The sequence below is a fragment of the Citrobacter sp. Cpo100 genome, assembly GCF_030332595.1.
GTDB classification, from domain to species: domain Bacteria; phylum Pseudomonadota; class Gammaproteobacteria; order Enterobacterales; family Enterobacteriaceae; genus Citrobacter; species Citrobacter portucalensis.
Map to the genome: position 1 here is coordinate 453471 of NZ_JAOWHM010000035.1, position 24285 is coordinate 477755.

Consider the following 24285-nt stretch of genomic DNA (forward strand, 5'->3'; position numbering starts at 1 on the left):
AAAGAACAACGCCCGGCAGTTGCCAGGCGTTGAAAACTTTTTAGATTAGCGACCAGAGATCGGCGGGACGAACACCACGCCCATATCCCACGGCTGCTCAATCCAGGTATCCTGAGGGATATCAACAACATAATCATTCACCAGCGGGCGACCAGCCGGCTTAGCGAAGATAGTGACGAAATGCGCTTTAGGATACATTTCGCGGATCGCAACGGCGGTACCTCCGGTGTCAACCAGGTCATCGATTACGATGAAACCTTCACCGTCGCCTTCGGCACGCTTCAGCACTTTCAGTTCGCGCTGGTTGTCGTGATCGTAGCTGGAGATGCATACGGTATCGACATGACGAATACCCAATTCACGCGCCAGCAATGCGCCCGGCACCAGACCACCACGGCTAACGGCAATAATGCCTTTCCATTGTTCAGAAGGCATCAGGCGGCTTGCCAGTTTACGTGCATGGATCTGCAACATGTCCCAGGTGACGACGTATTTTTCGCTCATGTGAAGTGTCCCAGCCTGTTTATCTACGGCTTAAAAAGTGTTCGAGGGGGAAATAGGTTGCGCGAGATTATAGAGATCTGACGCACTAAAAACCAGTGTTTCGCGGAATCCGCGCCTCTTTTTGCATGCTTTATGCTAGCCGTCAGCGGAGAAAGTGGTATTCTCAATCGCATCGCGCAAGCCTGACTTGTGGTGTTTTTAATTCTGCTAACCCCGTGGCCTGCAAGCAAGTTTTGTAGGACATCGCCAAGGAGACTCAACGTGTCTGAACTGTCTCAATTATCCCCGCAACCGCTATGGGATATTTTTGCCAAAATCTGTTCTATTCCTCATCCGTCCTATCATGAAGAGCAGCTCGCTGAACACATTCTGAGCTGGGCCCAAGAGAAAGGTTTCCACGTCGAGCGCGATCAAGTCGGTAATATCCTGATTCGCAAACCCGCTACCGCAGGCATGGAAAACCGCAAGCCGGTCGTTCTGCAGGCGCACCTGGATATGGTCCCACAGAAAAACAACGACACAGTGCATGACTTCACTAAAGATCCTATCCAGCCTTATATTGACGGCGAATGGGTGAAAGCCCGTGGCACCACGCTGGGTGCGGATAACGGTATCGGTATGGCGTCTGCGCTGGCCGTTCTGGCTGATGACAGCGTGGTACACGGTCCGCTGGAAGTGCTGCTGACTATGACCGAAGAAGCGGGTATGGATGGCGCGTTTGGTCTGCAGGCTAACTGGCTGCAGGCAGATATCCTGATCAACACCGACTCAGAAGAAGAAGGTGAGATCTACATGGGTTGCGCAGGCGGTATCGACTTTACCTCTAACCTGCCGCTGTCCCGTGAAGCAATCCCGGCTGGCTTCCAGAGCTTTAAGCTGACGTTAAAAGGCCTGAAAGGCGGTCACTCCGGCGGCGAAATCCACGTGGGTCTCGGTAACGCGAACAAACTGCTGGTACGCTTCCTGGCGGGCCACGCTGAAGAGCTGGATCTGCGTCTGGTTGATTTCAACGGCGGTACGCTGCGTAACGCGATTCCGCGTGAAGCCTTTGCCACACTCGCCGTGGCTGCAGATAAAGTTGATGCGTTAAAAGCGCTGGTCAACACCTATCAGGAAATCCTGAAAAACGAACTGGAAGCCAAAGAGAAGAACCTGGCTCTGCTGCTGGATGCCGTAACTCAAGACAAAGCCGCGCTGACCGCTCAGTCTCGCGACAGCTTTGTGCGTCTGCTGAACGCCACCCCGAACGGCGTAATCCGCAACTCTGACGTCGCCAAAGGCGTGGTAGAGACCTCTCTGAACGTCGGTGTTGTCACCATGACTGACGACAATGTTGAAATTCACTGCCTGATCCGTTCCCTGATCGACAGCGGTAAAGACTACGTGGTGAGCATGCTGGATTCACTGGGTAAACTGGCTGGCGCGAAAACCCAGGCAAAAGGCGGATACCCAGGCTGGCAGCCGGATGCTAACTCTCCGGTTATGCACCTGGTTCGTGAAACCTATCAGCGTCTGTTCAATAAAACGCCGAATATCCAGATCATCCACGCTGGTCTGGAATGTGGTCTGTTCAAGAAACCGTATCCAGATATGGACATGGTTTCGATCGGGCCAACTATCACCGGTCCACACTCCCCGGATGAGCAGGTTCATATCGAAAGCGTCGGCCATTACTGGACGCTGCTGACTGAACTGCTGAAGTCTATTCCGGCGAAGTAAGATTCTGCGCTAAATGCCGGATGACGCTACGTTTATCTGGCCTACATGCTGATTTGTAGGCCGGATAAAGTTGTTACGTAGCCATCTGGCCTGCACGCTGATTTGTAGGCCGGATAAAGTTGTTACGCAGCCATCTGGCCTGCACGCTGGTTTGTAGGCCGGATAAGGCGTTTACGCCGACATCCGGCAATTGTTCTGAGTCACAGCCCCAACAGTAGCTGTCTTTCCATTTGTGGATCCAGCAGCGTGACGTGTAATCCCACCAGCCTGACACCTCGCCCTCCCCTACGCTCGTCCCAGGTCTTGCGCGCTGTCGTAATTAAGTCATCTTTATTTAAGCGCGGCCAGACGTGCTCCTGCGTAGTCTGCTGAAAATCATTAAACTTGAGTTTTATCCCCTGGCGAGCGATCAGCAGATCCGGCTTTACCTTTGCCAGACGCCGTTCCAGTTCGGGATAGAGCCGTTCAATTATCGCCTCACACTCCGACCACTCGTGAATATCTTCCGCCAGCGTACGCTCCACGCCGACGGATTTACGCAGCCTGTCGTTGTTGACGTCCCGCTCGTCAATCCCCTGACTGCGCTCCCACAGCACACGACCAAACTTGCCGAAGCGTTTGAGCAGCATTGCCAGGTCGTATTTTTGAACATCTTCGCAGGTACGTAATCCCATTGATTCCAGCTTAGCGGCGGAGACTTTGCCAACGCCGGGAATTTTGCCTAACGGTAATGTTCTGAGAAATTCAGGAACATCGGCAGGGGTAATCACATATTGCCCATTGGGTTTGTTGAGATCGGAAGCTATTTTTGCCAGAAATTTTACCGGCGCAATTCCGGCAGAGGCGGTTAACTGTAACTCGTTAAAAATTGTCTGGCGGATTTCCTGAGCGATCAGCGTAGCTGAGCCGTGGCAGTGGGTGCTGTCGGTCACATCCAGATAGGCTTCATCCAGCGAAAGAGGTTCTATCAGCGAGGTATAGCGGGAGAAAATAGCCTGAATCTGGCGGGAGGCTTCTTTATAGGCCTCGTAACGACCAGGTAATAAAGTGAGATGCGGACACAGCTTTAATGCCATTCCCGTTGGCATTGCGCTACGCACGCCAAATTTGCGCGCCGGGTAATTGGCCGTGCTGATGACCCCCCGACGTTCTCGACTGCCGCCAATAGCAATGGGAATATCACGCAGGGCGGGGTTGTCGCGCATTTCCACCGCCGCGAAAAAGCAGTCCATATCGACATGTATGATTTTACGCATCGTTTGTCTCCCACATCACTGTTTAAGTATACAGTATTTTTATGTTGTGAGAAGTCTGGTTGTACCTAATGCTGGGCCGTTCCTGACCCATTATCCATCCAGCACGAATAAGACCCAATGAAGCGCAGTAACCAGCAAAATACGCCAGTGTCTGACTGCCTTTAAGCGCAATTTTCCGTATAAAGAAAAACTAAAGTGTAAACGCCGCACGAGAGACTTGCGAAAAACTCTCTTGGTGCTAATGTGAGCGCTCCAGATCCAGATTTATCCGATTTGGGGATTCTTTTTGCCGTCCTGGCGTGTGTGATCGTTTTATCAAGGAATAAGCAGTATGCGTAAAATCGCATTTTTTCTTGCGATGCTTTTATTGCCGTGCGTTTCATTTGCCGGTTTGCTGAGCAGCAGCAGCCCGACTACGCCTGTCAGCAAAGAATATAAGCAGCAATTAATGGGCTCCCCCGTTTATATCCAGATCTTCAAAGAAGAGCGAACCTTGGATCTGTACGTCAAGATGGGCGAACAGTATCAATTGCTCGACAGTTATAAGATCTGTAATTATTCCGGTGGCTTAGGTCCGAAGCAGCGTCAGGGTGATTTCAAAAGTCCGGAAGGATTTTACAGCGTACAGCGTGGACAGCTGAAACCGGATAGCCGCTTCTATAAAGCGATTAACATTGGTTTCCCTAACGCCTACGACCGCGCACACGGTTATGAAGGTAAGTACCTGATGATCCACGGTGCCTGTGTTTCCGTCGGCTGCTACGCAATGACCGACAACGGCATTGATGAGATTTTCCAGTTTGTGACCGGTGCTCTGGTGTTCGGGCAGTCCAGCGTACAGGTTAGCATTTACCCGTTCCGCATGACCGATGCCAACATGCAACGCCATAAGTTCTCGTATTACAAAGATTTCTGGGCCCAGTTAAAGCCGGGATACGATTACTTTGAACAAACACGTAAACCACCGACCGTTTCCGTCGTCGATGGTCGTTACGTCGTCAGCAAGCCGTTGAGTCACGAAGTGGTTCAGCCGCAACTGGCATCAAACTACACGCTCCCCGAGACAAAATAATGCCCACTCGCCTGGCATAATCTTTTGCCAGGTTTCATTGCCGGTTAACGGTTGAGTGGCAATCACGGTGACCACATCATTGGGTGTGGTCTCTGAGCTAAAATCGATTTCCACGTCCTGATCCAGCAATGTCGCCACGCCAAACGGCGCACGACGCGTGATCCAAAACAGGTTGGTCGAACAGAAGGCCATCACATAGCGTCCGTCAGACAACAGCATGTTGAAGACGCCTTTCTCCCGCAGCTCTCCTGCCAGCATTGCGATGTATTTAAACACTGCCGTCATATTGCCCGGCGTGCGCGGATAACGCTCCGTCAGCTTATGGAGCAGCCAGCAGAAAGCTTTTTCGCTGTCGGTTTCCCCGACCGGACGGAAATTTCCGGTTTCCAGCGATTTATAGCCACTGAGCTGTCCATTATGAGCATAGGTCCAGTTGCGTCCCCACAATTCGCGGGTAAAGGGATGGGTATTTTCCAACGCCACTTCGCCACGGTTCGCCTGACGAATATGGGCAATCACGGAACAGGATTTGATGGGGTAGTCTTGTACCAGTTTGGCAATAGGCGAATTAAAGCTGGGTTGCGGATCTTTAAACGTACGGCAGCCCTTACCTTCATAAAACGTAATACCCCAGCCGTCTTTGTGCGGCCCGGTCCCTCCGCCGCGCTGAACCAGTCCGGTGAAGCTAAAACAGATATCGGTTGGCACATTGGCGCTCATCCCGAGCAGTTCGCACATACATCACCTACCTTAAAACCGTGAACTGCCTGATGGCGCTGCGCTTATCAGGCCTACGTGGCACTCATGTAGGCCGGATAAGGCTTCAGCCACCATCCGGCAATCGTCTTCTTATGGTTTAACCATCTCTTTTTCGATCAGCTGGATCAGGATATGGATCACTTTGATATGAATTTCCTGAATACGGTCAGCGTAGCCAAAGTGCGGCACGCGAATTTCGATATCCGCGCTACCCGCCATTTTTCCGCCATCTTTACCGGTAAGGGTGATCACTTTCATCCCTTTCTCACGCGCTGCGGCAATCGCTTTAATTACGTTACCGGAATTACCCGAAGTAGAGATGCCTAGCAGGACATCACCTTCACGACCCACGGCTTCTACGTAGCGAGAGAACACATAATCGTAACCAAAATCGTTGCTGACGCAGGAGATATGGCTGACGTCAGAGATAGCGATAGCAGGGTAACCAGGACGGTTTTCACGGTAGCGTCCGGTCAGCTCTTCGGCAAAGTGCATCGCGTCGCAATGGGAACCGCCGTTACCGCAAGAAAGTACCTTACCGCCCGCTTTAAAGCTGTCTGCCAACAGGACCGCCGCGCGCTGAATGGCGTGAATATTGGCGTCATCTTTAAGAAAATTAGCCAGCGTTTCCGCCGCTTCGCTCAGTTCGTTACGAATAAGATCCTGGTACATGAGGATATCCTTCAGCATGAATGTAAATGACAAGATGCAGTGTACCGGATAGCGCTACCAGCGAGAAGTACAAGCCACAGGAATGGTCATAATGACTGCAAGTGAATCATGCAAGGAGAATATTTTATCTTTGAACAGGGTTACGTTCACCTTATGTTCATCGCTACTCTGATATCGCTATTTACGTGAACGTGCAAGGGTGGCTCACCGCCACCACCCTTGCAACCCGGGCTCCCGGCGGGAAAATCGTCGCTATGCGATTCATTCGTCTTATTCCGTCTGCCTTTCGGGTCGGGGCCGAGCCTGCATCCCTGCAGGCCATCCCCTCCGTCCGCATCCCTGCGGACGACCCCGGTCAGCCGTCAACGCCTCATCAATTTTCAGCCGGACCGAGGGTATCGCTTCAACGCTCTTAATTTCAGGTGTTTCTGTTTCGCTGTTTGAAAAAACGGCGGCGATGATCAGGTGTGGGCTGGTCCGGCTGAAAATTGCCGACGTGTTTCCGTAAGGCCGGGAGAGCCAGCATGGATGCTGGCTCAGGGCGCGTTTTGCAGGGACGCTACCTCGCGCCCGGCCCGGTAGCCTGAAGGAATAAGCGAAGGGTATTGCGCAGCAACAATTTTCCCGCCAGGAGCCGGGATTGTTAAGGGTGCAGCGATAGCCCCCTTAACACGTTCACAAATATTGGTGCTGCAGAGTGGCGATAAACGCAAAGTGAACGGAACAATTTCTCAGAATTAACACGTTCATTACCTTAACAACGCATGTTGATATTTCCTACTACAGAAAATTATCCAGACAGGAATGGCTACGGCTTTTGATTTTTTGTGCCGGTTAAAACAGCAACAATGTGAGCTTTGTTGTAATTATTTTGTAAACACATTGCTAAAAGAATTTACATCCACTACAAACATATCATCACAAGTGGTCAGACCTCCTACAAGCAAGGGAGCTTTTCGTTATGATGATTTTGAGTATTATCGCTACGGTTGTTCTGCTCAGCGTTCTGTTTTATCACCGCGTGAGCTTATTCCTCAGCAGTTTAATTTTGCTCGCCTGGACGGCTGCGCTTGGCGTGGCTGGCCTGTGGTCAGTCTGGCTGCTGGTTCCTCTGGCCATTATCCTCGTGCCGTTTAACTTTACGCCGATGCGCAAATCCATGATCTCTGCGCCGGTGTTCCGCGGCTTCCGTAAAGTCATGCCACCGATGTCGCGTACTGAGAAAGAAGCGATTGATGCGGGTACAACCTGGTGGGAAGGTGACCTGTTCCAGGGCAAGCCTGACTGGAAAAAACTGCATAACTATCCTCAACCGCATCTGACCGCTGAAGAACAAGCGTTTATTGATGGTCCAGTGGAAGAAGCGTGCCGCATGGCGAACGACTTCCAGATCACTCACGAACTCGCGGATCTGCCGCCGGAACTGTGGGCATATCTGAAAGAACACCGCTTCTTCGCGATGATCATTAAGAAAGAGTACGGCGGGCTGGAATTCTCAGCATATGCTCAGGCTCGCGTTCTGCAGAAACTCTCCGGCGTTTCCGGGATCCTGGCGATCACCGTTGGCGTACCTAACTCATTAGGCCCAGGCGAACTGCTGCAACATTACGGCACCGAAGAGCAGAAAAATCATTACCTGCCGCGTCTGGCTCGCGGTCAGGAGATCCCATGCTTTGCTCTGACCAGCCCGGAAGCAGGCTCCGACGCAGGGGCGATCCCTGATACCGGTGTGGTTTGTATGGGCGACTGGCAGGGCCAGCAGGTGCTGGGTATGCGCCTGACCTGGAACAAACGTTATATTACGCTGGCGCCTATCGCCACGGTACTGGGTCTGGCATTTAAACTCTCTGATCCGGAAAAACTGCTGGGTGGTGAAGAAGATCTCGGTATTACCTGTGCGCTGATCCCAACCTCAACGCCGGGTGTACAAATTGGGCGTCGTCACTTCCCGCTGAACGTGCCGTTCCAGAACGGTCCGACCCTCGGTAAAGATGTGTTTGTACCGATTGATTACATCATCGGTGGTCCGAAAATGGCCGGTCAGGGCTGGCGCATGCTGGTGGAATGTCTGTCTGTGGGACGTGGCATTACCCTGCCGTCTAACTCGACGGGCGGCGTGAAATCGGTCGCAATGGCCACCGGCGCGTATGCGCACATTCGTCGCCAGTTCAAAATCTCCATCGGCAAGATGGAAGGTATTGAAGAGCCGTTGGCACGTATTGCCGGTAACGCCTACGTGATGGACGCTGCGGCATCACTGATTACCTACGGCATTATGCTGGGTGAAAAACCGGCGGTGCTGTCGGCTATCGTGAAATATCACTGTACCCACCGCGGGCAGCAGTCAATCATCGATGCGATGGATATCACTGGCGGTAAAGGCATTATGCTTGGCGAAAGCAACTTCCTCGCCCGCGCTTATCAAGGTGCGCCAATCGCCATTACCGTTGAAGGTGCCAACATTCTGACCCGTAGCATGATGATCTTCGGTCAGGGTGCTATTCGCTGCCATCCGTATGTTCTGGAAGAGATGGCTGCGGCACAGAGTAACGATGTGAATGCGTTCGACAAGCTGCTGTTCAAACACATCGGTCACGTTGGCAGTAACAAAGTGCGCAGCTTCTGGCTTGGTCTGACGCGTGGCTTAACCAGCAGCACGCCAACCGGTGATGCGACCAAACGTTACTATCAGCACCTGAACCGCTTGAGCGCCAACCTGGCCCTGCTTTCAGATGTGTCCATGGCCGTACTGGGCGGTAGCCTGAAGCGCCGCGAACGTATCTCCGCGCGTCTGGGCGATGTGTTAAGCCAGCTGTATCTGGCCTCTGCGGTACTGAAACGTTATGACGATGAAGGCCGTAATGAAGCGGACCTGCCGTTGGTTCACTGGGGCGTTCAGGATGCGCTGTACAAAGCGGAACAGGCGATGGACGATCTGCTGAAAAACTTCCCGAACCGTCTGGTCGCGGGCTTGCTGAACGTGGTTATCTTCCCGACCGGTCGCCACTACGACGCACCTTCTGACAAGCTGGACCATAAAGTCGCGAAGATTTTGCAGGTTCCGAGTGCTACTCGTTCTCGTATTGGTCGCGGTCAATATCTGACGCCAAGCGAGCATAACCCGGTTGGTTTGCTGGAAGAGGCTCTGCTGGATGTCATTGCAGCCGACCCTATCCACCAGCGGATCTGTAAAGAGTTGGGTAAAAACCTGCCATTTACCCGCCTCGACGAACTGGCGCACAATGCGCTGGCGAAAGGGCTGATTGATAAAGATGAAGCCGCGATTCTGGTGAAAGCCGAAGCGAGCCGCCTGCGCAGTATCAACGTGGATGACTTTGAACCCGAGGAGCTGGCGACTCAGCCGGTAAAGCTGCCAGAGAAAGTGCGTAAAGTCGAAGCCGCATAACGATATACGCACAACGTTTAGCCCCGCTTAATGCGGGGCTTTTTATTGCCACATTTTCATTAATGCTCATGCTACAGTGTCAAAATGTTGTTCAACGAGGAGCCTCGATCGTGCCTGGTTTGAAAATTACTCTGCTGCAACAACCCTTGATCTGGATGGATGGCCCGGCCAACCTGCGCCATTTTGACCGACAACTGGAAACCGTCGCCGGACGTGATGTCATCGTGTTGCCCGAGATGTTTACCAGCGGATTTGCCATGGAAGCGGCAAATAAATCGTTGCCGCAAGAAGAAGTCGTAAGCTGGATGCGCGCCAAGGCGCAACAGACCAACGCCCTGATCGCGGGCAGCGCTGCTATCCAGTCTGAACGCGGCCCGGTAAACCGCTTTTTTCTGGTTGAGCCCGAAGGTAATGTGCATTTCTACGACAAGCGCCATCTGTTCCGCATGGCGGACGAGCATCAGCATTACCATGCAGGTGACGCGCGCGTTATTGTTGAATGGCGCGGCTGGCGCATTCTGCCGTTGGTCTGTTATGACCTGCGTTTTCCGGTATGGTCGCGTAATCGCAACGATTACGACCTGGCGTTGTATGTTGCCAATTGGCCTGCGCCGCGTTCGCTGCACTGGCAGCTTCTGCTTGCCGCACGGGCGATTGAGAACCAGGCTTATGTAGCAGGATGTAACCGCGTGGGCACAGACGGTAACGGGCATCATTATCGCGGTGACAGCCGGGTGATTAATCCGCAGGGTGAGATTATTGCCACCGCCGAGCCGCATCAGGCCACACGCATTGACGCCGAGCTGTCACTCTCAGCGCTGCGCGAGTATCGCGAGAAGTTTCCCGCCTGGCAGGACGCCGACCCGTTCACGCTATAACTATCGCCTTCACTCCCGCTGCACTACGTTTCCTGTGGCGGGATTGTTTCACTCCGTAACCAACCGCAAAACAAATTCGCGTGGCGACATGCGGCGGGCATCGTATTCTGCAAAGGATAATCACTCGTAACCAGCGAGTGGCAGACAATGTCGATAATTTCCTTATCAGGATTTCAATAATGAAGAACTTCTTACGCATGACTTTGCTGGCAGCTACCTTAGCGGGCGCTTCTTTTAGTACGCTTGCAGCAAACGTATCCAATGTTCCTGCTCCAGCTCAGGACCCGGTCGTTCAGCATCTTAAGCTGACCAACGACCAGGTGGCGCAGATTAAAAAACTGCACCAGCAGCTTGAAACCAACGTAAGCCAGATTTCGGTGAAAGATGTTAAAGACGGCGCGTTGATTGACGTCATCAAGTCCGGGAAATGGGATGAAGCTGCCGTTCAGAAACAGCTTTCCGCGTTCAGCAACATCGAACAGCAGGCGCGTTATTATCGCGTAAAATACTATTTTGACCTGAACAAAGTGCTGACCCCAGAACAGCGCCAGCAGGTGCAAAAAGATATCGCACAGACGCTGAGCGAGTAATTGTCAGAGCCTGAGTCAGCAATGATTCAGGCTTTTCGGTAAAATTTCCTGCTCAAACAGAAAGCCCTGTACAGCATCTGCGCCGCTCATACGGCAAATGGCATAATCCTGTGGTGTTTCAACTCCCTCAATGACAACCCGTTCACCCAGCCCACGAAATTGATTGACCAGAACCCTCAACTGCCACTCCGATGTTCTGAACTGATGAAACATTCCGCTTTCAATTTTGATGGCATCGAAACGGATGCCCGACAGCCGCCAGACAAAAAATAGCTCAGGCGAAACATCATCCAGCCACACGCGAAACCCGTGACGCACCAGCATTTTTACGGCAATGCATACGGCCTGCTGCTCTGCCTTATCCAGGCGCATCATGGAGCCCGGATCCTGAATTTCAATAACAATCCTCCCCTGATGCACCTGCTTTGTGAGACGTGTGATCCATGACAGACTTGTCAGCATCCTGACGGATAAATTCAGCGAATAGCTTCCAGAGAGGGCCAGCACCCGCTGCATTTGCCATAGAAAAAGCTGCTGTTTTGCCGTGATGGAAAGGTGCTTGAAAAACAAATCCAGTGGGAGCGGTGTGCGTACCTGACTTAACACCTCACAGACATCCAGCGATGCGTCATCAAAAAAATGAATGCGCTGCAAACGGATCCCGGTGATCCGCAGCAGTTCGGCGTTGCGGGGAAGTTCTGGCACATAACGGGCCTGTTCACTGAATCTGTTCATATCATTCCATTATTTTATTAAAAGGACGTCGTGCATCCTGCAGCCACGGGATACGGCGATCGTTTGGGTATATCAGGCAAAAGCGCGTCGCCAGACGATGCGCCTCGACCAGGTCGCGCTGTTGCAACGCCAGTAAGATATGCGTGAAGGAGACATTAGGGTCTGGGTGAACGCGCACATAGTCAGGCGCCCAGCGACGAACCGCCTCCAGCCAACGTGCGTCCCGGGTACGCTGATACCGTTGCAGATATCCCATCTGGACATCAAACCGATAGCGACTGGTAAGAAGCCAGCCTCCGACAGGGAGTGGTTCGGCAAGTTGCCACTGCGTTGACTGCCTCTCCGCCAGCGTCAATTGCTGTTGCGTGTGCAGCGTGAGAAGCAGCAATGGCGCGACGGTCAGTAACGAGATAAACCCTGCCGCGCGAATCAGCGACGTCGACGTAAGCGCCAGGCGTATTCCCGTTCGCGCGCTGTCTGCACATCGAAGCAGCAGGATCAACAGCAGCCAGTGTGGCGTTGACTGCCTGACGGGGTATTCCGTCAACACATGAATAACCACCGGCAGTGCCGCCACCAGGCAGGCGCGACGCCAGCAATTACCGTGCAGCCAGAGCCATAAACCACCCGCTATAAAACAGAGTGCCCCCGCCAGCCCAACCAGACCGCCCTCCACCAACCACAGCACAAGTTCGTTGTGCGGATGCGAAATGCTGCCCAGCCCCAATGGCCCCGCGCGTTCGAGAAACACGGCAGCAAAACTGCCCACGCCCCACCCCATCCACGGACGTTCGGCAAATAATGCCAGCGACGTTTTCAACACCGTCCAGCGCACTTGAGAAGTCGTCAGATGATCGACCGTGACCACAGACAAAAAATGGCGGGCCGTGGCCCCTATCGCTACGCCTAACGCCAGCGGCAGTAGAAGCAGCAGCAGCGTGCGCCGTTGCGCCGGGAAAACCGCCAGCAGCAGCACTTCACCGACTACCAGAGACAGGTAGCCGGTTTGCGACTGAGATTCATGCAGCACAAATCCCATCATTACCAGGCCTATCCCAATGGCAATTCGATACCCGCGGTGCAGACGTAAAAAGAGCGGCGCTGACAGCAGCACACCGCATGCCGTGAAGCTGGCTATCAGGTTGACCTGCTGAAATATCCCGTAGGGTCGCGTACCGCGCCACCAGGCAAACTCCCAGTATTCAACGCCCGGCAAATGCCAGTACTGATAGACAAACGCCAGACATTCAATGACGCACGCTCCCCATAGCAGAGCCAGCAGTGCCGTTAAGGTGTTTGCCGTGAGCGGAATTTGTAATGTGACCAGATAGACGCTCACACCGCCCAGTAACGCCCCCGCCACCAGCAGTGCCTCGGCCTGCCAGACATCAGGCGTTAGCAGGCAAAGCAACGTCAGGATGAACGCCCCGACTGTAAAACCCGCAGCGGGCACAGTGATGCGCCAGCGTTGACGAGGCACCAGCATCAATACGCTTGCAGCCAGTACAACAGCGTAGATCCAGCTCGTAATATTAAGCGGCAACGACAGACCGCTGCCGCCGTTGTTCGGCCAGTAGAGATGCATGGCCCCACACCAGAAAAACAGACTAATACCGAGCAATAATTTCTGCGCAGGCAGCGGCGCAATGCGATTCAGTACGTTCATCATGCTACTGGTAGTTCAACGTCCAGGTCCCGCTGGCGCTGAACGGACCGTATTCGAGAGACTGATTTTTTATCGCCGATGGCTCCGCTGCGACCCACGCCAAGAAATTCAGCGTCATCGAGCCTTCTGTTATCTCTTTAACTGACGTGCTCTCATCAAGGCGGATTGCCGTGCCGTCTTCTTCGCTCATCCCAATCCCGATCCCTGACGCGCCGCCTTGTTCACTGCTATCCAGCGCCAGATGATCGGTCAGCTCCGCATCCTCACGACCGCTGAAGGTAACCGAGATCCCACGGAAAACCTCAGGGTTGCAGTCGCGTAACTGGATGCTGAATTTTTCCGGCTTACTGCGCCCCGAGAGATAGAGATCCTGTGTCGCGATTTGCTTGAAATCGACCTCGATTTTGTCGCCTCCCGGTGCAAGGCTGCAGGCCAGGGCTCTGATGGTGCCGTGAAAATACATATCGCCGCCGACCAGTTTGGTGTCGGCCTGCGCCATGCCACCTAGCAGTAACATACTGGTCGCGAATAACGCCGAGAATCTCATGACATCCCCCTACTGAAACTGCGCGACAACGGTGGCAGAGGCTTCAAATTCACCTTCTTTCACGCTTCCCACGCCCGGCTTTGCCACCGGCGCGGCGGTGAGATTCCAGTCGCCCTGATTCTGGTAAAATCCCTTCACGTTGTAGAATTGATTGGGCACGACGGTGCCACCACTCTCGTCTTTAAGCATAATACCGAGATCATCGCGCTTTTGTCCGCCGCTCAGCGTGCCAAGGAGATTACCGTTAAACCCCGCCGTGCCTGACGCCGTGGTCGTTTGTATACCAAGATTAATGTTCAGCGCGCCCTGATCGAAACTCCCGCCTTCACAGACCACATGTATAGGGACTGACTTGCTGTAGTTAGTGCCGTTGAGCCGGGCAGCGGATCCAGGCAGATCGCCAAACTCAATGCTGATTTTGTCTCCCCGGTTGAAGGTGCATTTGTCCGGGACGGTAATTAGCCCGGATTTAATCACCACGCGAGAAATCGCCGTGGTTGGCGTAGGTCCCGCGCTTCCCATGCGCCCGGCCACCTCCACCAGCGACTGGGAAGTGATATTGATGCCATTGATAATGGGTTTAGTGACAATAAACGTCACTTTCCCTTTTGAACCACTTTCAACGTTAGTCGCTCGCGTGTAGCCCTTACGCTTTTTACAGCTGTTGTTGCTGTTGCGGTTTGAAACATTGGTAAAAGGCGCCTGCACATATTTTTTATAGCCCCCGGCAACCCACACCTGAACTTCCACATCCAGATACTCGTTTAGCCGAAAACGGTTCGCCCCCTGATTTGAAGGCGGCATCGTGGTTGTGGTGGTGTAGTAAATTGGTGCTCGGGAGATGTCAGCCTGTTCGCAATAGAAATTCACCACATACCAGCCGCCCAGATTCCATGGGAACGGCTCCGTTCTGCCACCCACGTGGTTTTTACTGACATCCAGCGAGCTCAGTTCAATATCGTACTGATGCGGCGACCCACCTTCCGGCTCACCTTCTCCCTGTGTAAATGCCTGCCCGGCCAACGGACAACCTGCCAGCACCAACCACAACAGCGTTTTACGTAATACGCTCATAGATACTCCAGCTTAAGTCTGACCAGACCGTTAAATTCTCCGGCGGTCACCTCTCGCCCAAAAGATTCCAGCGCGGCAAGAAAATGAATGGCGTTATCGCCCGGTTTGAGGATCCACATGCGTTGCGGTTGGTTCAGGTGGATTAACTGATTACGTTCAGTCAGTAGCCGGATGCCCGCGCCGCGAACATCGCCACGAATGCGCCCCAAATCGCTGTTTTCCGGTGCGCCTTCAGCCATTAGCGTCATCGAAACACCACGCTCCACCGTGCTGTGCGCCAGCTCAGGCATCTCACTGGTCTGCCCGGGGAAATCCCTTAAGGTATGACCGGAGCCCTTTAAACAGCCATTCAGATACAGCGTGACCAATACCGGATCGCTGCGATCGCCGCCCTGGCGAAATCGGCTGGCGGAAATATCACCAAGATCGATAGTCTGATCGCGGGAGGCCATATCCAGCACGCACGGCGAAACGAACACCCGACCATGAAAGCGGACGTTGCCATACTCGCCGGACACATTGCTCATATCCTGGCGACTGCTTGTGGCCTGAACCGAGCAGGCCATGCCCGCCATCAGCAGAGCGCAAAGCATCTTTTTCATTTACGAATCCTGTTACCGGGGCTGTTGCTCCATCGGCAATGCTTTACACACATTGCCTGTGCAGCTGAATTTCAATTCGGGATGACCGCCAAAATCGTTCACGTACATCATGCTGAACTGGCTAACGCTGCCGTCGGTCACGCTGAAATCGAGAGAGGACTTTGGTGAAACCATAATCCCAGGGAAGTCAGTCAGCCTGTCGCCGCCCTGCGCTTCAGGCTTGCGGCTTAAGCCGATTAAGGTAACGAAGTACGGCGTTGGGTTATCCACACTCCAGCGCTGCCCCTGCTTATGAAAGACCAGTTGGTTTTGCCACACGGCGCCCGGTGTTTCCGGCACGATGGCGGTCGGACGGTAGAACAGTTTGATGCGCGACTGCATCGCCAGTTGCAGTACGTTCGGCTTATCCGGCTTGGGTGGAATTTCACGCACATTCAGGTAGAACAGACTTTCGCGATCCTGCGGCAGAGCGTTAATACCGCTGGTTTTTGTCACTCGCGCAATGCCCTTTTGCCCGCCGTTAATCCGTTGCAGCGGCGGTAAAACCATCAACGGCGAGGTAATTTTTGTTCCATTAGCGTCTTCCACCCACGACTGAGCCAGAAACGGAATGCTCGGACTGGTGTTGGTTAAGTTCGCGCTGACAGATCGCGCATCACCAGTGATGATCAGACGGGTACGGTCAAGTGCAATACCCGCCCATGAGGCGTTGATCTCTGCAATAAAAAGCAGACCGCAGACCACGGGTTTGAGCCAACGCTGCACGGAGTAAAATGCTTGATTTTTCATGACAAAATTCATTCAGGTTATTGATATTATTCACAAGGCAACAGCACGTTACCTTCCGGGTTGATTTGTTGCGGCACCTGTAAGTGACACTGCGCGCGACCGCCCCAGGCAACAGAAAGACGCTCGGCTGGATTCACACCCGCAATCCAGGCCATGCCGTTTTCCATCACCATGGCGACGCTGACACCGTTGGCGTTAAACACTTCGGCACCAAACGGCGGTACCGAACCATCTTTCAGGCGCAGCAGCGCCATCATTTTTTGCCCCTGCGCCACAGCGAAGCGCTGATAACCAATCGCGCCTTCCGTCAGGGTGTTGGTGACGATGGCTTTGGTCGCGGAAATGTCCTCGTCCATTGCGTCCACATCGATACGGGTATCAAAGCTGTGATAGCTGACGACGTCCGGTACGACGGCAATACCGAAGCGGTTTGAGTGCGCCTGTTCGCCGTTCAGCGGTACATTCGCCACACCGTCGGTATCAACCATCACCCTGGCGGTATTCATCGACGCCTGGCTGTTGTGTAGTGCCGCACCATGACGCGTTGCGGTAAAGCCGCCGCGCATCGTGCCGCCAACGGAGAAATAACGTGATTGCTGCCAGCTGACGTTAGATTCCAGTTCCGCCATCATGCTGCGATGCTTGTAGTAACCATCAAACGCGGTGTGCCCTTCACCGGAAACCCCTGCGCGCAGTCGCCATGGATTGTTACGGTCGCGGTTATCGGAATACGAAACCATCTGACTGGTCTGGCTACCGCTGTTTTGCACTTCATAATCCATTGAGCGGCCATCGCTCCATGGCACCGAAATGGACAGCGAAAGGCTGTCGTCCCGTTTGCCCTGGTACTCAGAGCGGTAAGCGGCAAGGTTGGCGCTGATCCCCTGAATGCCTGCGAACGAAAAGCTGTGCCCCATCGACACCCCGTAACGATCCTGAGAGCCACGATCCCAGTAATTCTGGTGGGTATAGGTCAGGTACAGCGTGGTCGCTAATTGCGGGTCGTCAGCAAAAAAGGTCTTGTTACCGGTGATGGTGTACATCTCTTTTTCGTTGCCGGCGCTGTTGTTATTTTCATACTGCTCGTCGAGGAACTGCGAGAAGGTGCGGAAGTTACGCTGTGAAAAACGGTAACCGGCAAAAGTGATGGCGCTGTTGTATTCATCAAAGGTTTTGGCATAGCTGAGCTTAAAGGACATCCCTTTTTGTTCAGCCTGATGCTTCACTCGGCTCACGGATTGCGTCGCATCAGCCGACAGCGCGCCCAGCCAGCTCAAATCCCGCCCAATCCCCATCGACCAGGCGTTATAGCGATCGCCAGTGAGCAACGCGCCACCGTACAGTGACCACGCATTGCTGACCCCCCATGAAAAATCACCGCTATAAAATGCAGGTCCCTGGACGTCGTGGTTATAACGCGATGGCTTACCGACAGCGGCGTTGTAACGAACATAGCCCGGGCGCATCAGGTAAGGGATATCTGCCGTATTGACCTGAAAGGTTTGTACGCTGCCATCCTGCTCTTCGACGCGAACATCCAGCGTGCCGCGTACCGAACCGTGTAGATCCTGAATATTAAATGGCCCTGCTGGAACAGTGGTTTGATAGATAACACGCCCCTGCTGACTGACGGTGACCTTCGCATTACTGCGGGCGATGCCGTGCACTTCGGGCGCGTAGCCCTGCAAATTCGGTGGTAGCATGCGCTCGTCGCTGGCAAGGTTAGCCCCGGTAAATCGCACTGAATCAAACACCTGGGAATTCAGATATATTTCACCGACCGTCAGTTTTGCAGCCTGCATCGGTAACGGGCGATAGGCATAGATCTGATCCCAGTCGATACGCCCACGATTTTCATCCGAAGCATAATTGGCCTGATACTGACCACGAAAGCGCCACGCGCCGAGGTTAAAGCCCGTCTGTCCATAACCAGACAGTGAGCGGTAATGATCGCCACCTTGTTCGTAATGTGTGGCCTGGCCCGAAACGCTGTAGTCGAAAATCAGTCCCGCGACGCCGTTATCCCAGCGCTCCGGCGGCGTCCAGTCTGGATCGGTATATTTCATCCATGCCTGAGGCACGGTAATGTCCAGTACGCCTGCGCTATTATTCAGCACCACACCCGGCAGGCGGGAAATGTCATAGCAGGTCGCGCTAATCGGATGAATATAGGTCAGCGCCTCTTCTTTGAGCGCCAGTAATTCGAGCTGTTGCGGCGTCAGGCACGCCATGGATTTATGCGAGTTGGCAGGATCAACGATATAACGGATCGACTGCTGAGGAATCTCCTGGCTGTTAATACGAACATCCAGCAGATATTCTCCGGGAGTCACAAAGTTGCCTTCGGAAAAACGCTGTAAATCGACATTTTGTCTGTCACTGGCATCCAGGACGTCAGTATTAAATTCAATAGACTCATCCGCTTCAGCCCATGAAGAGGCACAGACCAGAGCAATTAAAAGCGCCAGACGTTTTTTATCTGTTTTCAGCGTGATCATTTTCGTTCGCAAACCTTCAGATACCCGAATTGCTGTGCAGCTCAGAGATAATTCACAACAAAATGCGTGACTGCAGTAAATTCACCAGACGTCATTCTTCCGTCGCGGGAGATCAAATAAGCCGTAAAATTGAGCGTGTTTTTCCCTGGGTTAAGCGCATAATCCGGTGATGGCTCACCCAAATGAATTTGCTTGCCTTTGCCGTCATATATTTCTATCGCTAAATTTTCAGTTTCCGATTGCACGCTCAGATAATCAGGATTGTCACTATCCGGTGCGCCGGAAAAGGTAATATTGGCGCGTTGGAACAGATTCCCGGGGTGTTGAGAATCCCCTAATGAACATCCCAGCAAATGAATGCTGAAATCATGCGCAGATACTTTTTCAGGTTTTCCGGAAATATCTCTGGCTGAGAGGTCATCAAATTCAACCAGCAGCGACCGGTCGCGTGGATCGACATAACAGGCAGCCTCAATAATATTTCCCCGCATGCGCATTTTGCCGGGCGTACTGACAAGACGATGGGTGTCAGCCAAAACCCATGCAGGCGATATGAAGATAAAAAGCAGTAAAATACGCCATCCAGGCATCACCGCATTTCCTTTCAGTTATTCGCAGGAAGGGTTAAGCAGGCGCATAATTGCGCCCGCAGCAGATCGTTACTGATAATCGATCTGGAAATTAACGGTAGATTCGAAGTCACCCGGGGTTACGGCTGCGGATGCATTGTTGGCCTGCAGATAAGCAACGAAATCAATGTCGGTTTCGCCATCGGTAATGTTGACCTGAGATGCGGCTTCGCCCCATTTCACGTCCTGGTTACCACTGTCAATCATACCGATGCCCGCGCCCTTTGCTGTACCCGAGGTAAATGCAGCCAGCGCATTGTTGTCGGTATCAATCGTTGCCGGGGTGTAGGTTACTGTGGCGGTTTTCGCAACAGTTGTATCGCAGCCCTGCAGAACGATTTTGGCATGCTTAACACCAGCACGTTGGTTGTCTTTTAACTGAGAAGTTGGGATCTCACCAAAATTAACCTGCACCGGGCTGGATTCTGGGGCCAGACCGCATGCGGAATTAACCAGAGATCCAGTGAAGTGAATTTTACCGTTAGTCGGTTCAACATTTTTTGCAGCGAAAGCAGAAGATGCAGTAAAAGTCATTCCCGCCATCAGCGCACAAGCCACAGCCACGTTTTTCATTTTCATATTACTACTTAACCTTATATCTGTTTTTTGGTTATTCCGACGATCTATTTCCACAGACAATTTATGCAAGGGAAACCCTGATCTGCAGGTGGCGGAAGTGCATTTCCTTGCAAACAATCCATCTCAAGCCACCCTGTATTTTGAACTTCATTGGTATTCTATCCGAAATACCGCCCACAGTTGTTTACGCTGTTTCGGGGCTTATATTAAGTCGACGAAAAAATGACACAATGCAAAAATCCGGTATTAATCAAACTCAGGGAATCGTGTTGTAACACTGTCTGTAGAGCGATCGTTTACCTAAAAAATAGCCAAAAAACACGCCGACACCAGTGTTAATGTCTATTATTTATAATTTTTATAGAGTTTTTATCTATCAACTATTTTTTTATTTAGCCAGAAGAACAGGCAAAATGTATTTATGAATGTTTTGTAAAAATGAAATTGGGCATCAAAAGCGAGTAATGACAATAAGATAGTGAAAGAGAGGAAGGAGATTGGAGGATTCTATTAGATATATTAAGAGATTGTTATATAAATATTAATAAAGCGATCTATGGCACAATCATTTTTTATAAATGAATTATGTTATGCTATTGCTTCCCCCACTCGAATGCGAGATATCCTGCTTTAAAGGAGACATCAGTGATTTCTCATATACCAATAAACAAAATTAAATCCGTAATTATTGGTGAAGGCTTAGTTTTCAGACCACATAAAAATACCCTAAAAGACCTGGCATCTGGTGAAATGGCCACATTGAATAATGTGGCAACACAATTACTGCTCTATCTGTTGCAAAATGGTAAAGAGATATCCTCGCGCGATGAAATTCTGCGGAATGTTTTCCAGCATAATGGCGCCAGAGCGACGGATGCTAATCTCAATCAGCACATTTCATTTCTGCGCAAAGCAATAACGTCTACGGGCCATCCTGCAGAACTGATCGTCACCATTCCGCGAATAGGATTTCGGATGAGCGACGCCAGTATCAATATTCAGCAACTGGAGGAATCGCAAGCGCCCACCAGAATAGTCAATGTTGCATTGACGCCCAGGAAAAAGAAACGAAACCTGTGGCCTGTCACGATAACAACGTTAATTACCGGCATCGCCGTGCTGGCGACAGCGTGGTTAACATGGATACCCAATGAAATCGCGATGACGGACGCGGCGATCCTGCGGACTATCGACTACGAGCAATGCCGTGTGCATATATTAGGAAACGCCCTCACCGACACCATAACCGAAAAAAAAGCGCTGGATATTTTCAAGTCCGTGGGTATTAACCCCAACTGTTCGTACCCAAAAGATCTGTATCTCAATACCTGGGCGAGCAACCATAATCTGGTTGAGTGGTCGTTTACCGCTGAATGCGGGCTAAACCTCGGCTATTACCATTGCATCAGCCAGTATCGCCATCATGAGGAATGATATGAAGCAGGAAAGCGATCACTCTCCTTTACTATGGTCAGTCGTGATTGCCATTTTTGGGCTAGCGGCTATCGCTTTTTTTATTATCGCCGGGAATGCGAAAAAACAAGAAATCAGTTTTTCCTGCTCCTCGGAATTCACGTCGATACTCGACATCCAGAATACAAAAAAGGAACTCCACGGAATAATGCTGATAACCAGCTACAACTCCGGACACCTTTCATTGTCAGTCCAGGGGAAACTCAAAAGTGACGACGGCGAGTTCGCTGTTAACCGAAAACTGTTCTTTCGCTATGCCCGTCCACTCGGCCATACCGCAGGCGTTTTTATGCTCACTCCCGATGGTCGGGAAAAATCCCCCGATGATGACGCAACGGACGCTGTCGACTATCTCTTCTTCGACGCTTACGAACGTGCCGACAAGCTGTATATGCTAAAGCACCTGAATGAGGAAACGGTTCTTATTGGCGATAACTTCTCACCCCGCTTCGCCTGCGTGATGAATCACTTCGCGAGTTAATCGCCTTCTGGATATGCGTCGGGTTAAGGATGACCTGATGTGTTGCCCACCCGAAAGCTCGGGCGCGGTCGATAAAGTATGGTAATGAGATTATTATTTTTGGCGGGCTAAAACGACGAAAGCCTGAATCATTTCTGATTCAGGCTTTCTGAATAGTGGCGGAATGGACGGGACTCGAACCCGCGACCCCCTGCGTGACAGGCAGGTATTCTAACCAACTGAACTACCACTCCGCGTTGTGTTCCGCTTGGGAACGAAGCGAATATTACGGATTGCCTCGCGCCTCGTCAACGCTTTTTCTCACGTTTTTAATCGTTTGCTGCAAAAATCACCCGAATGGCCATTTTCATACGGTAAACGTACAAACTATGCCCGCCAGAGGCAACTTCCGCCTTTCTTCTGCACCAGGTCAAGGCGTGACTCATGGGCCGCTAACTCTTCATCAGTAGCGAAAACAACGCGTAGTTTGCTGGACTGTCGCACAATACGCTGGATCCCCGTGTCATTCTGCTGCTGGCTGTCGCCTTCCATTGAGAACGCCATCGTGGTCTGCCCGCCGGTCATCATCAGATAAACGTCGGCCAGAATCTGGGCATCGAGCAATGCGCCGTGCAGGGTTCGTTTACTGTTGTCTATCTCATAGCGCGAGCATAACGCATCAAGGCTGTTTCGCTTGCCAGGAAACATTTTCCTCGCCAGCGCCAGGCTATCGGTTATTTTGCAAAATTCATTCGTCTTCGGAATATCACGCTTGAGCTTCGCGAATTCGTAATCCATAAAGCCGATATCGAACGATGCGTTATGAATGACCAGCTCCGCGCCGCGAATGTAGTCGAGAAACTCGTCGGCTACATCGGCAAACGTAGGTTTATCGAGCAGGAATTCGTCTGCGATTCCGTGTACGCCGAACGCTTCCGGGTCCACCAGCCGATCCGGCTTCAGGTAAACGTGGAAGTTATTGCCGGTCAGGCGGCGGTTCACCACTTCAACCGCACCGATCTCAATGATCTTGTGGCCTTCATAGTGGGCGCCAATCTGGTTCATACCGGTGGTTTCGGTATCGAGGACGATCTGTCGTGTAATTCCAGTGCTCATAACGGTCATTTATGTCAGACTTATCGTTTGATTTCGATTTGCTAAAACAGGAAGTCTACCAGAGATGCTTAAACAGGTAGAAATTTTCACCGATGGTTCTTGCCTGGGAAATCCAGGGCCTGGTGGTTATGGGGCGATTTTACGCTATCGCGGGCGCGAAAAAACCTTTAGCGAGGGCTACAACCTCACCACTAATAATCGCATGGAGCTGATGGCGGCAATCGTTGCGCTGGAAGCCCTGAAAGAACAGTGTGAAGTAATACTCAGCACGGACAGCCAGTATGTGCGCCAGGGCATTACGCAGTGGATCCACAACTGGAAGAAGCGCGGCTGGAAAACAGCAGATAAAAAACCGGTGAAGAACGTCGATCTGTGGAAACGTCTCGATGCCGCGCTGGGGCCGCATCAAATCAAATGGGAATGGGTTAAAGGCCATGCGGGCCATCCGGAAAACGAACGCTGCGATGAGCTTGCGCGCACCGCGGCCATGAGCCCGACTCAGGATGATATTGGGTATCAGACTGAGGCTTAAGCGTCCGGTTTACGGTATTGCCGGGTCGCGCCAACGGCATGACGGATAGGCGTTTTGCTTTTATTTTGTTTCATCGGGTTGAGCGTAAGCGGAATGGTTCGCTTGCGCGCAACCACCAGCTGTAAACAGCCCAGCGCGGGGATATGGGCGCTTAACATTTTCCCGCCCTTCTTGTTCCAGGGCAGAACATGAAAACGACTATAGTGCAGCACTTCAAAATTCAGTAATGATAGCCAGTCCAGTTGACGCATGAGGGTAAACATCCGACTGTTATAGGGCGATGTCTTGCGCAATACGGGCACCAGTTTACGCAATCCCATCAAGCTTACCGGGTTAAAGCCGCTCAGAATCAACCAGCCGTCATCAATCAACACGCGATCGGCTTCACGCAGTAGGCGATGCGGATCAGAGCACCACGGCAACGTATGGGCCAATAAACAGACATCCACGGACTTATCGGCAAAGGGAAGATGCAAAGGATCGGCCGTCACCTGCATGGGAGATCCCTGCAAAGAAACATTTACCTGATGAGAAACCGCGCACGCTTCAGAATCGATTTCTGCGCTTAAATTACCAACCTTAAGCAGATGAAAACCGTACATTTTTGCAAACCACGGGTTAAGCTGATGCTCCAGCGCCTCACGATAGTGTTCGCCCCAGGGCAAATCATCCCAGCTAACGGGCGCTACGACAGTTTGAGGGATCCTTGCCGGTTTCATCACAACCTTC

Annotated in this window: 23 protein-coding genes and 1 tRNA gene; 8 read left to right on the top strand and 16 right to left on the bottom strand. The window is 52.2% G+C overall.

Features of this window, described 5'->3' with window-relative positions:
* Positions 1 to 45: 45 nt before the first annotated feature.
* On the bottom strand, positions 46 to 504 hold the full coding sequence (gpt, locus tag OGX96_RS14575; RefSeq protein ID WP_003031380.1) for a xanthine phosphoribosyltransferase: 459 nt from the start codon (positions 502 to 504) through the stop codon (positions 46 to 48).
* 261 nt (positions 505 to 765) lie between these two features.
* Between gpt and pepD the strand changes: the two genes are divergently transcribed.
* Positions 766 to 2223: a cytosol nonspecific dipeptidase gene (gene pepD, locus OGX96_RS14580; protein WP_008783788.1), complete on the top strand. Its 1458-nt coding sequence runs from the start codon at positions 766 to 768 to the stop codon at positions 2221 to 2223.
* 200 nt (positions 2224 to 2423) lie between these two features.
* On the opposite strand, the gene dinB is transcribed toward pepD, so the two are convergent.
* Entirely contained in the window at positions 2424 to 3479 is a 1056-nt protein-coding gene (gene dinB / locus OGX96_RS14585; RefSeq protein WP_003830824.1) for a DNA polymerase IV, read from the bottom strand.
* A gap of 331 nt (positions 3480 to 3810) precedes the next feature.
* Between dinB and dpaA the strand changes: the two genes are divergently transcribed.
* Positions 3811 to 4551, top strand: coding sequence for a peptidoglycan meso-diaminopimelic acid protein amidase (gene dpaA / locus OGX96_RS14590; RefSeq protein WP_003830823.1), 741 nt, complete (start codon positions 3811 to 3813; stop codon positions 4549 to 4551).
* Here dpaA and OGX96_RS14595 read toward each other — a convergent pair.
* A complete protein-coding gene (locus OGX96_RS14595) occupies positions 4522 to 5289 on the bottom strand; it encodes a class II glutamine amidotransferase (protein ID WP_003031388.1) in 768 nt (255 codons plus the stop codon). The two genes, dpaA and OGX96_RS14595, sit on opposite strands and share 30 nt — an antisense overlap.
* A 111-nt stretch (positions 5290 to 5400) precedes the next feature.
* Positions 5401 to 5982, bottom strand: a complete 582-nt coding sequence (lpcA, locus tag OGX96_RS14600; protein ID WP_003031390.1) for a D-sedoheptulose 7-phosphate isomerase — start codon at positions 5980 to 5982, stop codon at positions 5401 to 5403.
* Between the two features lie 961 nt (positions 5983 to 6943).
* Here lpcA and fadE point away from each other — a divergent pair.
* The 3 genes from fadE (at position 6944) to OGX96_RS14615 (ending at position 10856) form a co-directional block, all read left to right on the top strand.
* Complete coding sequence (fadE, locus tag OGX96_RS14605) at positions 6944 to 9388, top strand: acyl-CoA dehydrogenase FadE (RefSeq protein WP_003830821.1); 2445 nt, start codon at positions 6944 to 6946, stop codon at positions 9386 to 9388.
* 110 nt (positions 9389 to 9498) lie between these two features.
* Positions 9499 to 10266 carry an amidohydrolase gene (locus tag OGX96_RS14610; RefSeq protein ID WP_048236083.1) on the top strand — a complete coding sequence of 256 codons (768 nt, stop codon included), beginning with the start codon at positions 9499 to 9501 and terminating at the stop codon, positions 10264 to 10266.
* A gap of 179 nt (positions 10267 to 10445) precedes the next feature.
* The gene (locus tag OGX96_RS14615; RefSeq protein ID WP_003830819.1) at positions 10446 to 10856 is read left to right on the top strand and encodes a Spy/CpxP family protein refolding chaperone; all 411 of its coding nucleotides are present in this window, start codon (positions 10446 to 10448) and stop codon (positions 10854 to 10856) included.
* Between the two features lie 15 nt (positions 10857 to 10871).
* Here OGX96_RS14615 and OGX96_RS14620 read toward each other — a convergent pair whose 3' ends face one another.
* The 9 genes from OGX96_RS14620 to OGX96_RS14660 form a co-directional block, all read right to left on the bottom strand.
* Complete coding sequence (locus tag OGX96_RS14620; protein WP_208744666.1) at positions 10872 to 11591, bottom strand: EAL domain-containing protein; 720 nt, start codon at positions 11589 to 11591, stop codon at positions 10872 to 10874.
* Between the two features lies 1 nt (position 11592).
* Positions 11593 to 13260 carry an O-antigen ligase family protein gene (locus tag OGX96_RS14625; RefSeq protein WP_286583468.1) on the bottom strand — a complete coding sequence of 556 codons (1668 nt, stop codon included), beginning with the start codon at positions 13258 to 13260 and terminating at the stop codon, positions 11593 to 11595.
* Position 13261: 1 nt separating this feature from the next.
* Entirely contained in the window at positions 13262 to 13804 is a 543-nt protein-coding gene (locus OGX96_RS14630; RefSeq protein WP_003830815.1) for a fimbrial protein, read from the bottom strand.
* Positions 13805 to 13813: 9 nt separating this feature from the next.
* On the bottom strand, positions 13814 to 14878 hold the full coding sequence (locus OGX96_RS14635; RefSeq protein WP_057068865.1) for a fimbrial protein: 1065 nt from the start codon (positions 14876 to 14878) through the stop codon (positions 13814 to 13816).
* The gene (locus OGX96_RS14640; protein ID WP_208744669.1) at positions 14875 to 15480 is read right to left on the bottom strand and encodes a fimbrial protein; all 606 of its coding nucleotides are present in this window, start codon (positions 15478 to 15480) and stop codon (positions 14875 to 14877) included. The genes OGX96_RS14635 and OGX96_RS14640 overlap by 4 nt, the downstream gene beginning before the upstream one ends.
* 12 nt (positions 15481 to 15492) lie before the next feature.
* Entirely contained in the window at positions 15493 to 16269 is a 777-nt protein-coding gene (locus OGX96_RS14645; RefSeq protein ID WP_103015302.1) for a fimbrial biogenesis chaperone, read from the bottom strand.
* A 26-nt stretch (positions 16270 to 16295) separates the two neighbouring features.
* Entirely contained in the window at positions 16296 to 18767 is a 2472-nt protein-coding gene (locus OGX96_RS14650; RefSeq protein ID WP_286583471.1) for a fimbria/pilus outer membrane usher protein, read from the bottom strand.
* A gap of 41 nt (positions 18768 to 18808) precedes the next feature.
* Positions 18809 to 19357, bottom strand: a complete 549-nt coding sequence (locus OGX96_RS14655; RefSeq protein WP_020996612.1) for a fimbrial protein — start codon at positions 19355 to 19357, stop codon at positions 18809 to 18811.
* A gap of 69 nt (positions 19358 to 19426) precedes the next feature.
* Positions 19427 to 19975 carry a fimbrial protein gene (locus OGX96_RS14660; protein WP_003830808.1) on the bottom strand — a complete coding sequence of 183 codons (549 nt, stop codon included), beginning with the start codon at positions 19973 to 19975 and terminating at the stop codon, positions 19427 to 19429.
* A gap of 645 nt (positions 19976 to 20620) precedes the next feature.
* Between OGX96_RS14660 and OGX96_RS14665 the strand changes: the two genes are divergently transcribed.
* Both OGX96_RS14665 and OGX96_RS14670 read left to right on the top strand, forming a co-directional pair.
* Positions 20621 to 21409 (top strand): winged helix-turn-helix domain-containing protein, encoded by a 789-nt coding sequence (locus OGX96_RS14665; RefSeq protein ID WP_286583473.1) that lies wholly within the window; start codon positions 20621 to 20623, stop codon positions 21407 to 21409.
* A gap of 1 nt (position 21410) precedes the next feature.
* Positions 21411 to 21929: a FidL-like protein gene (locus tag OGX96_RS14670; RefSeq protein WP_003830806.1), complete on the top strand. Its 519-nt coding sequence runs from the start codon at positions 21411 to 21413 to the stop codon at positions 21927 to 21929.
* A gap of 156 nt (positions 21930 to 22085) precedes the next feature.
* Here OGX96_RS14670 and OGX96_RS14675 read toward each other — a convergent pair.
* Positions 22086 to 22162: transfer RNA gene (locus OGX96_RS14675), tRNA-Asp, on the bottom strand.
* A 133-nt stretch (positions 22163 to 22295) separates the two neighbouring features.
* A complete protein-coding gene (dnaQ, locus tag OGX96_RS14680) occupies positions 22296 to 23024 on the bottom strand; it encodes a DNA polymerase III subunit epsilon (protein ID WP_095533177.1) in 729 nt (242 codons plus the stop codon).
* A gap of 64 nt (positions 23025 to 23088) precedes the next feature.
* Between dnaQ and rnhA the strand changes: the two genes are divergently transcribed.
* Positions 23089 to 23556: a ribonuclease HI gene (gene rnhA, locus OGX96_RS14685; protein ID WP_003838896.1), complete on the top strand. Its 468-nt coding sequence runs from the start codon at positions 23089 to 23091 to the stop codon at positions 23554 to 23556.
* Here the strand turns inward: rnhA and OGX96_RS14690 are convergent.
* The gene (locus tag OGX96_RS14690) at positions 23553 to 24275 is read right to left on the bottom strand and encodes a class I SAM-dependent methyltransferase (protein WP_048214878.1); all 723 of its coding nucleotides are present in this window, start codon (positions 24273 to 24275) and stop codon (positions 23553 to 23555) included. The two genes, rnhA and OGX96_RS14690, sit on opposite strands and share 4 nt — an antisense overlap.
* Positions 24276 to 24285: the final 10 nt, after the last annotated feature.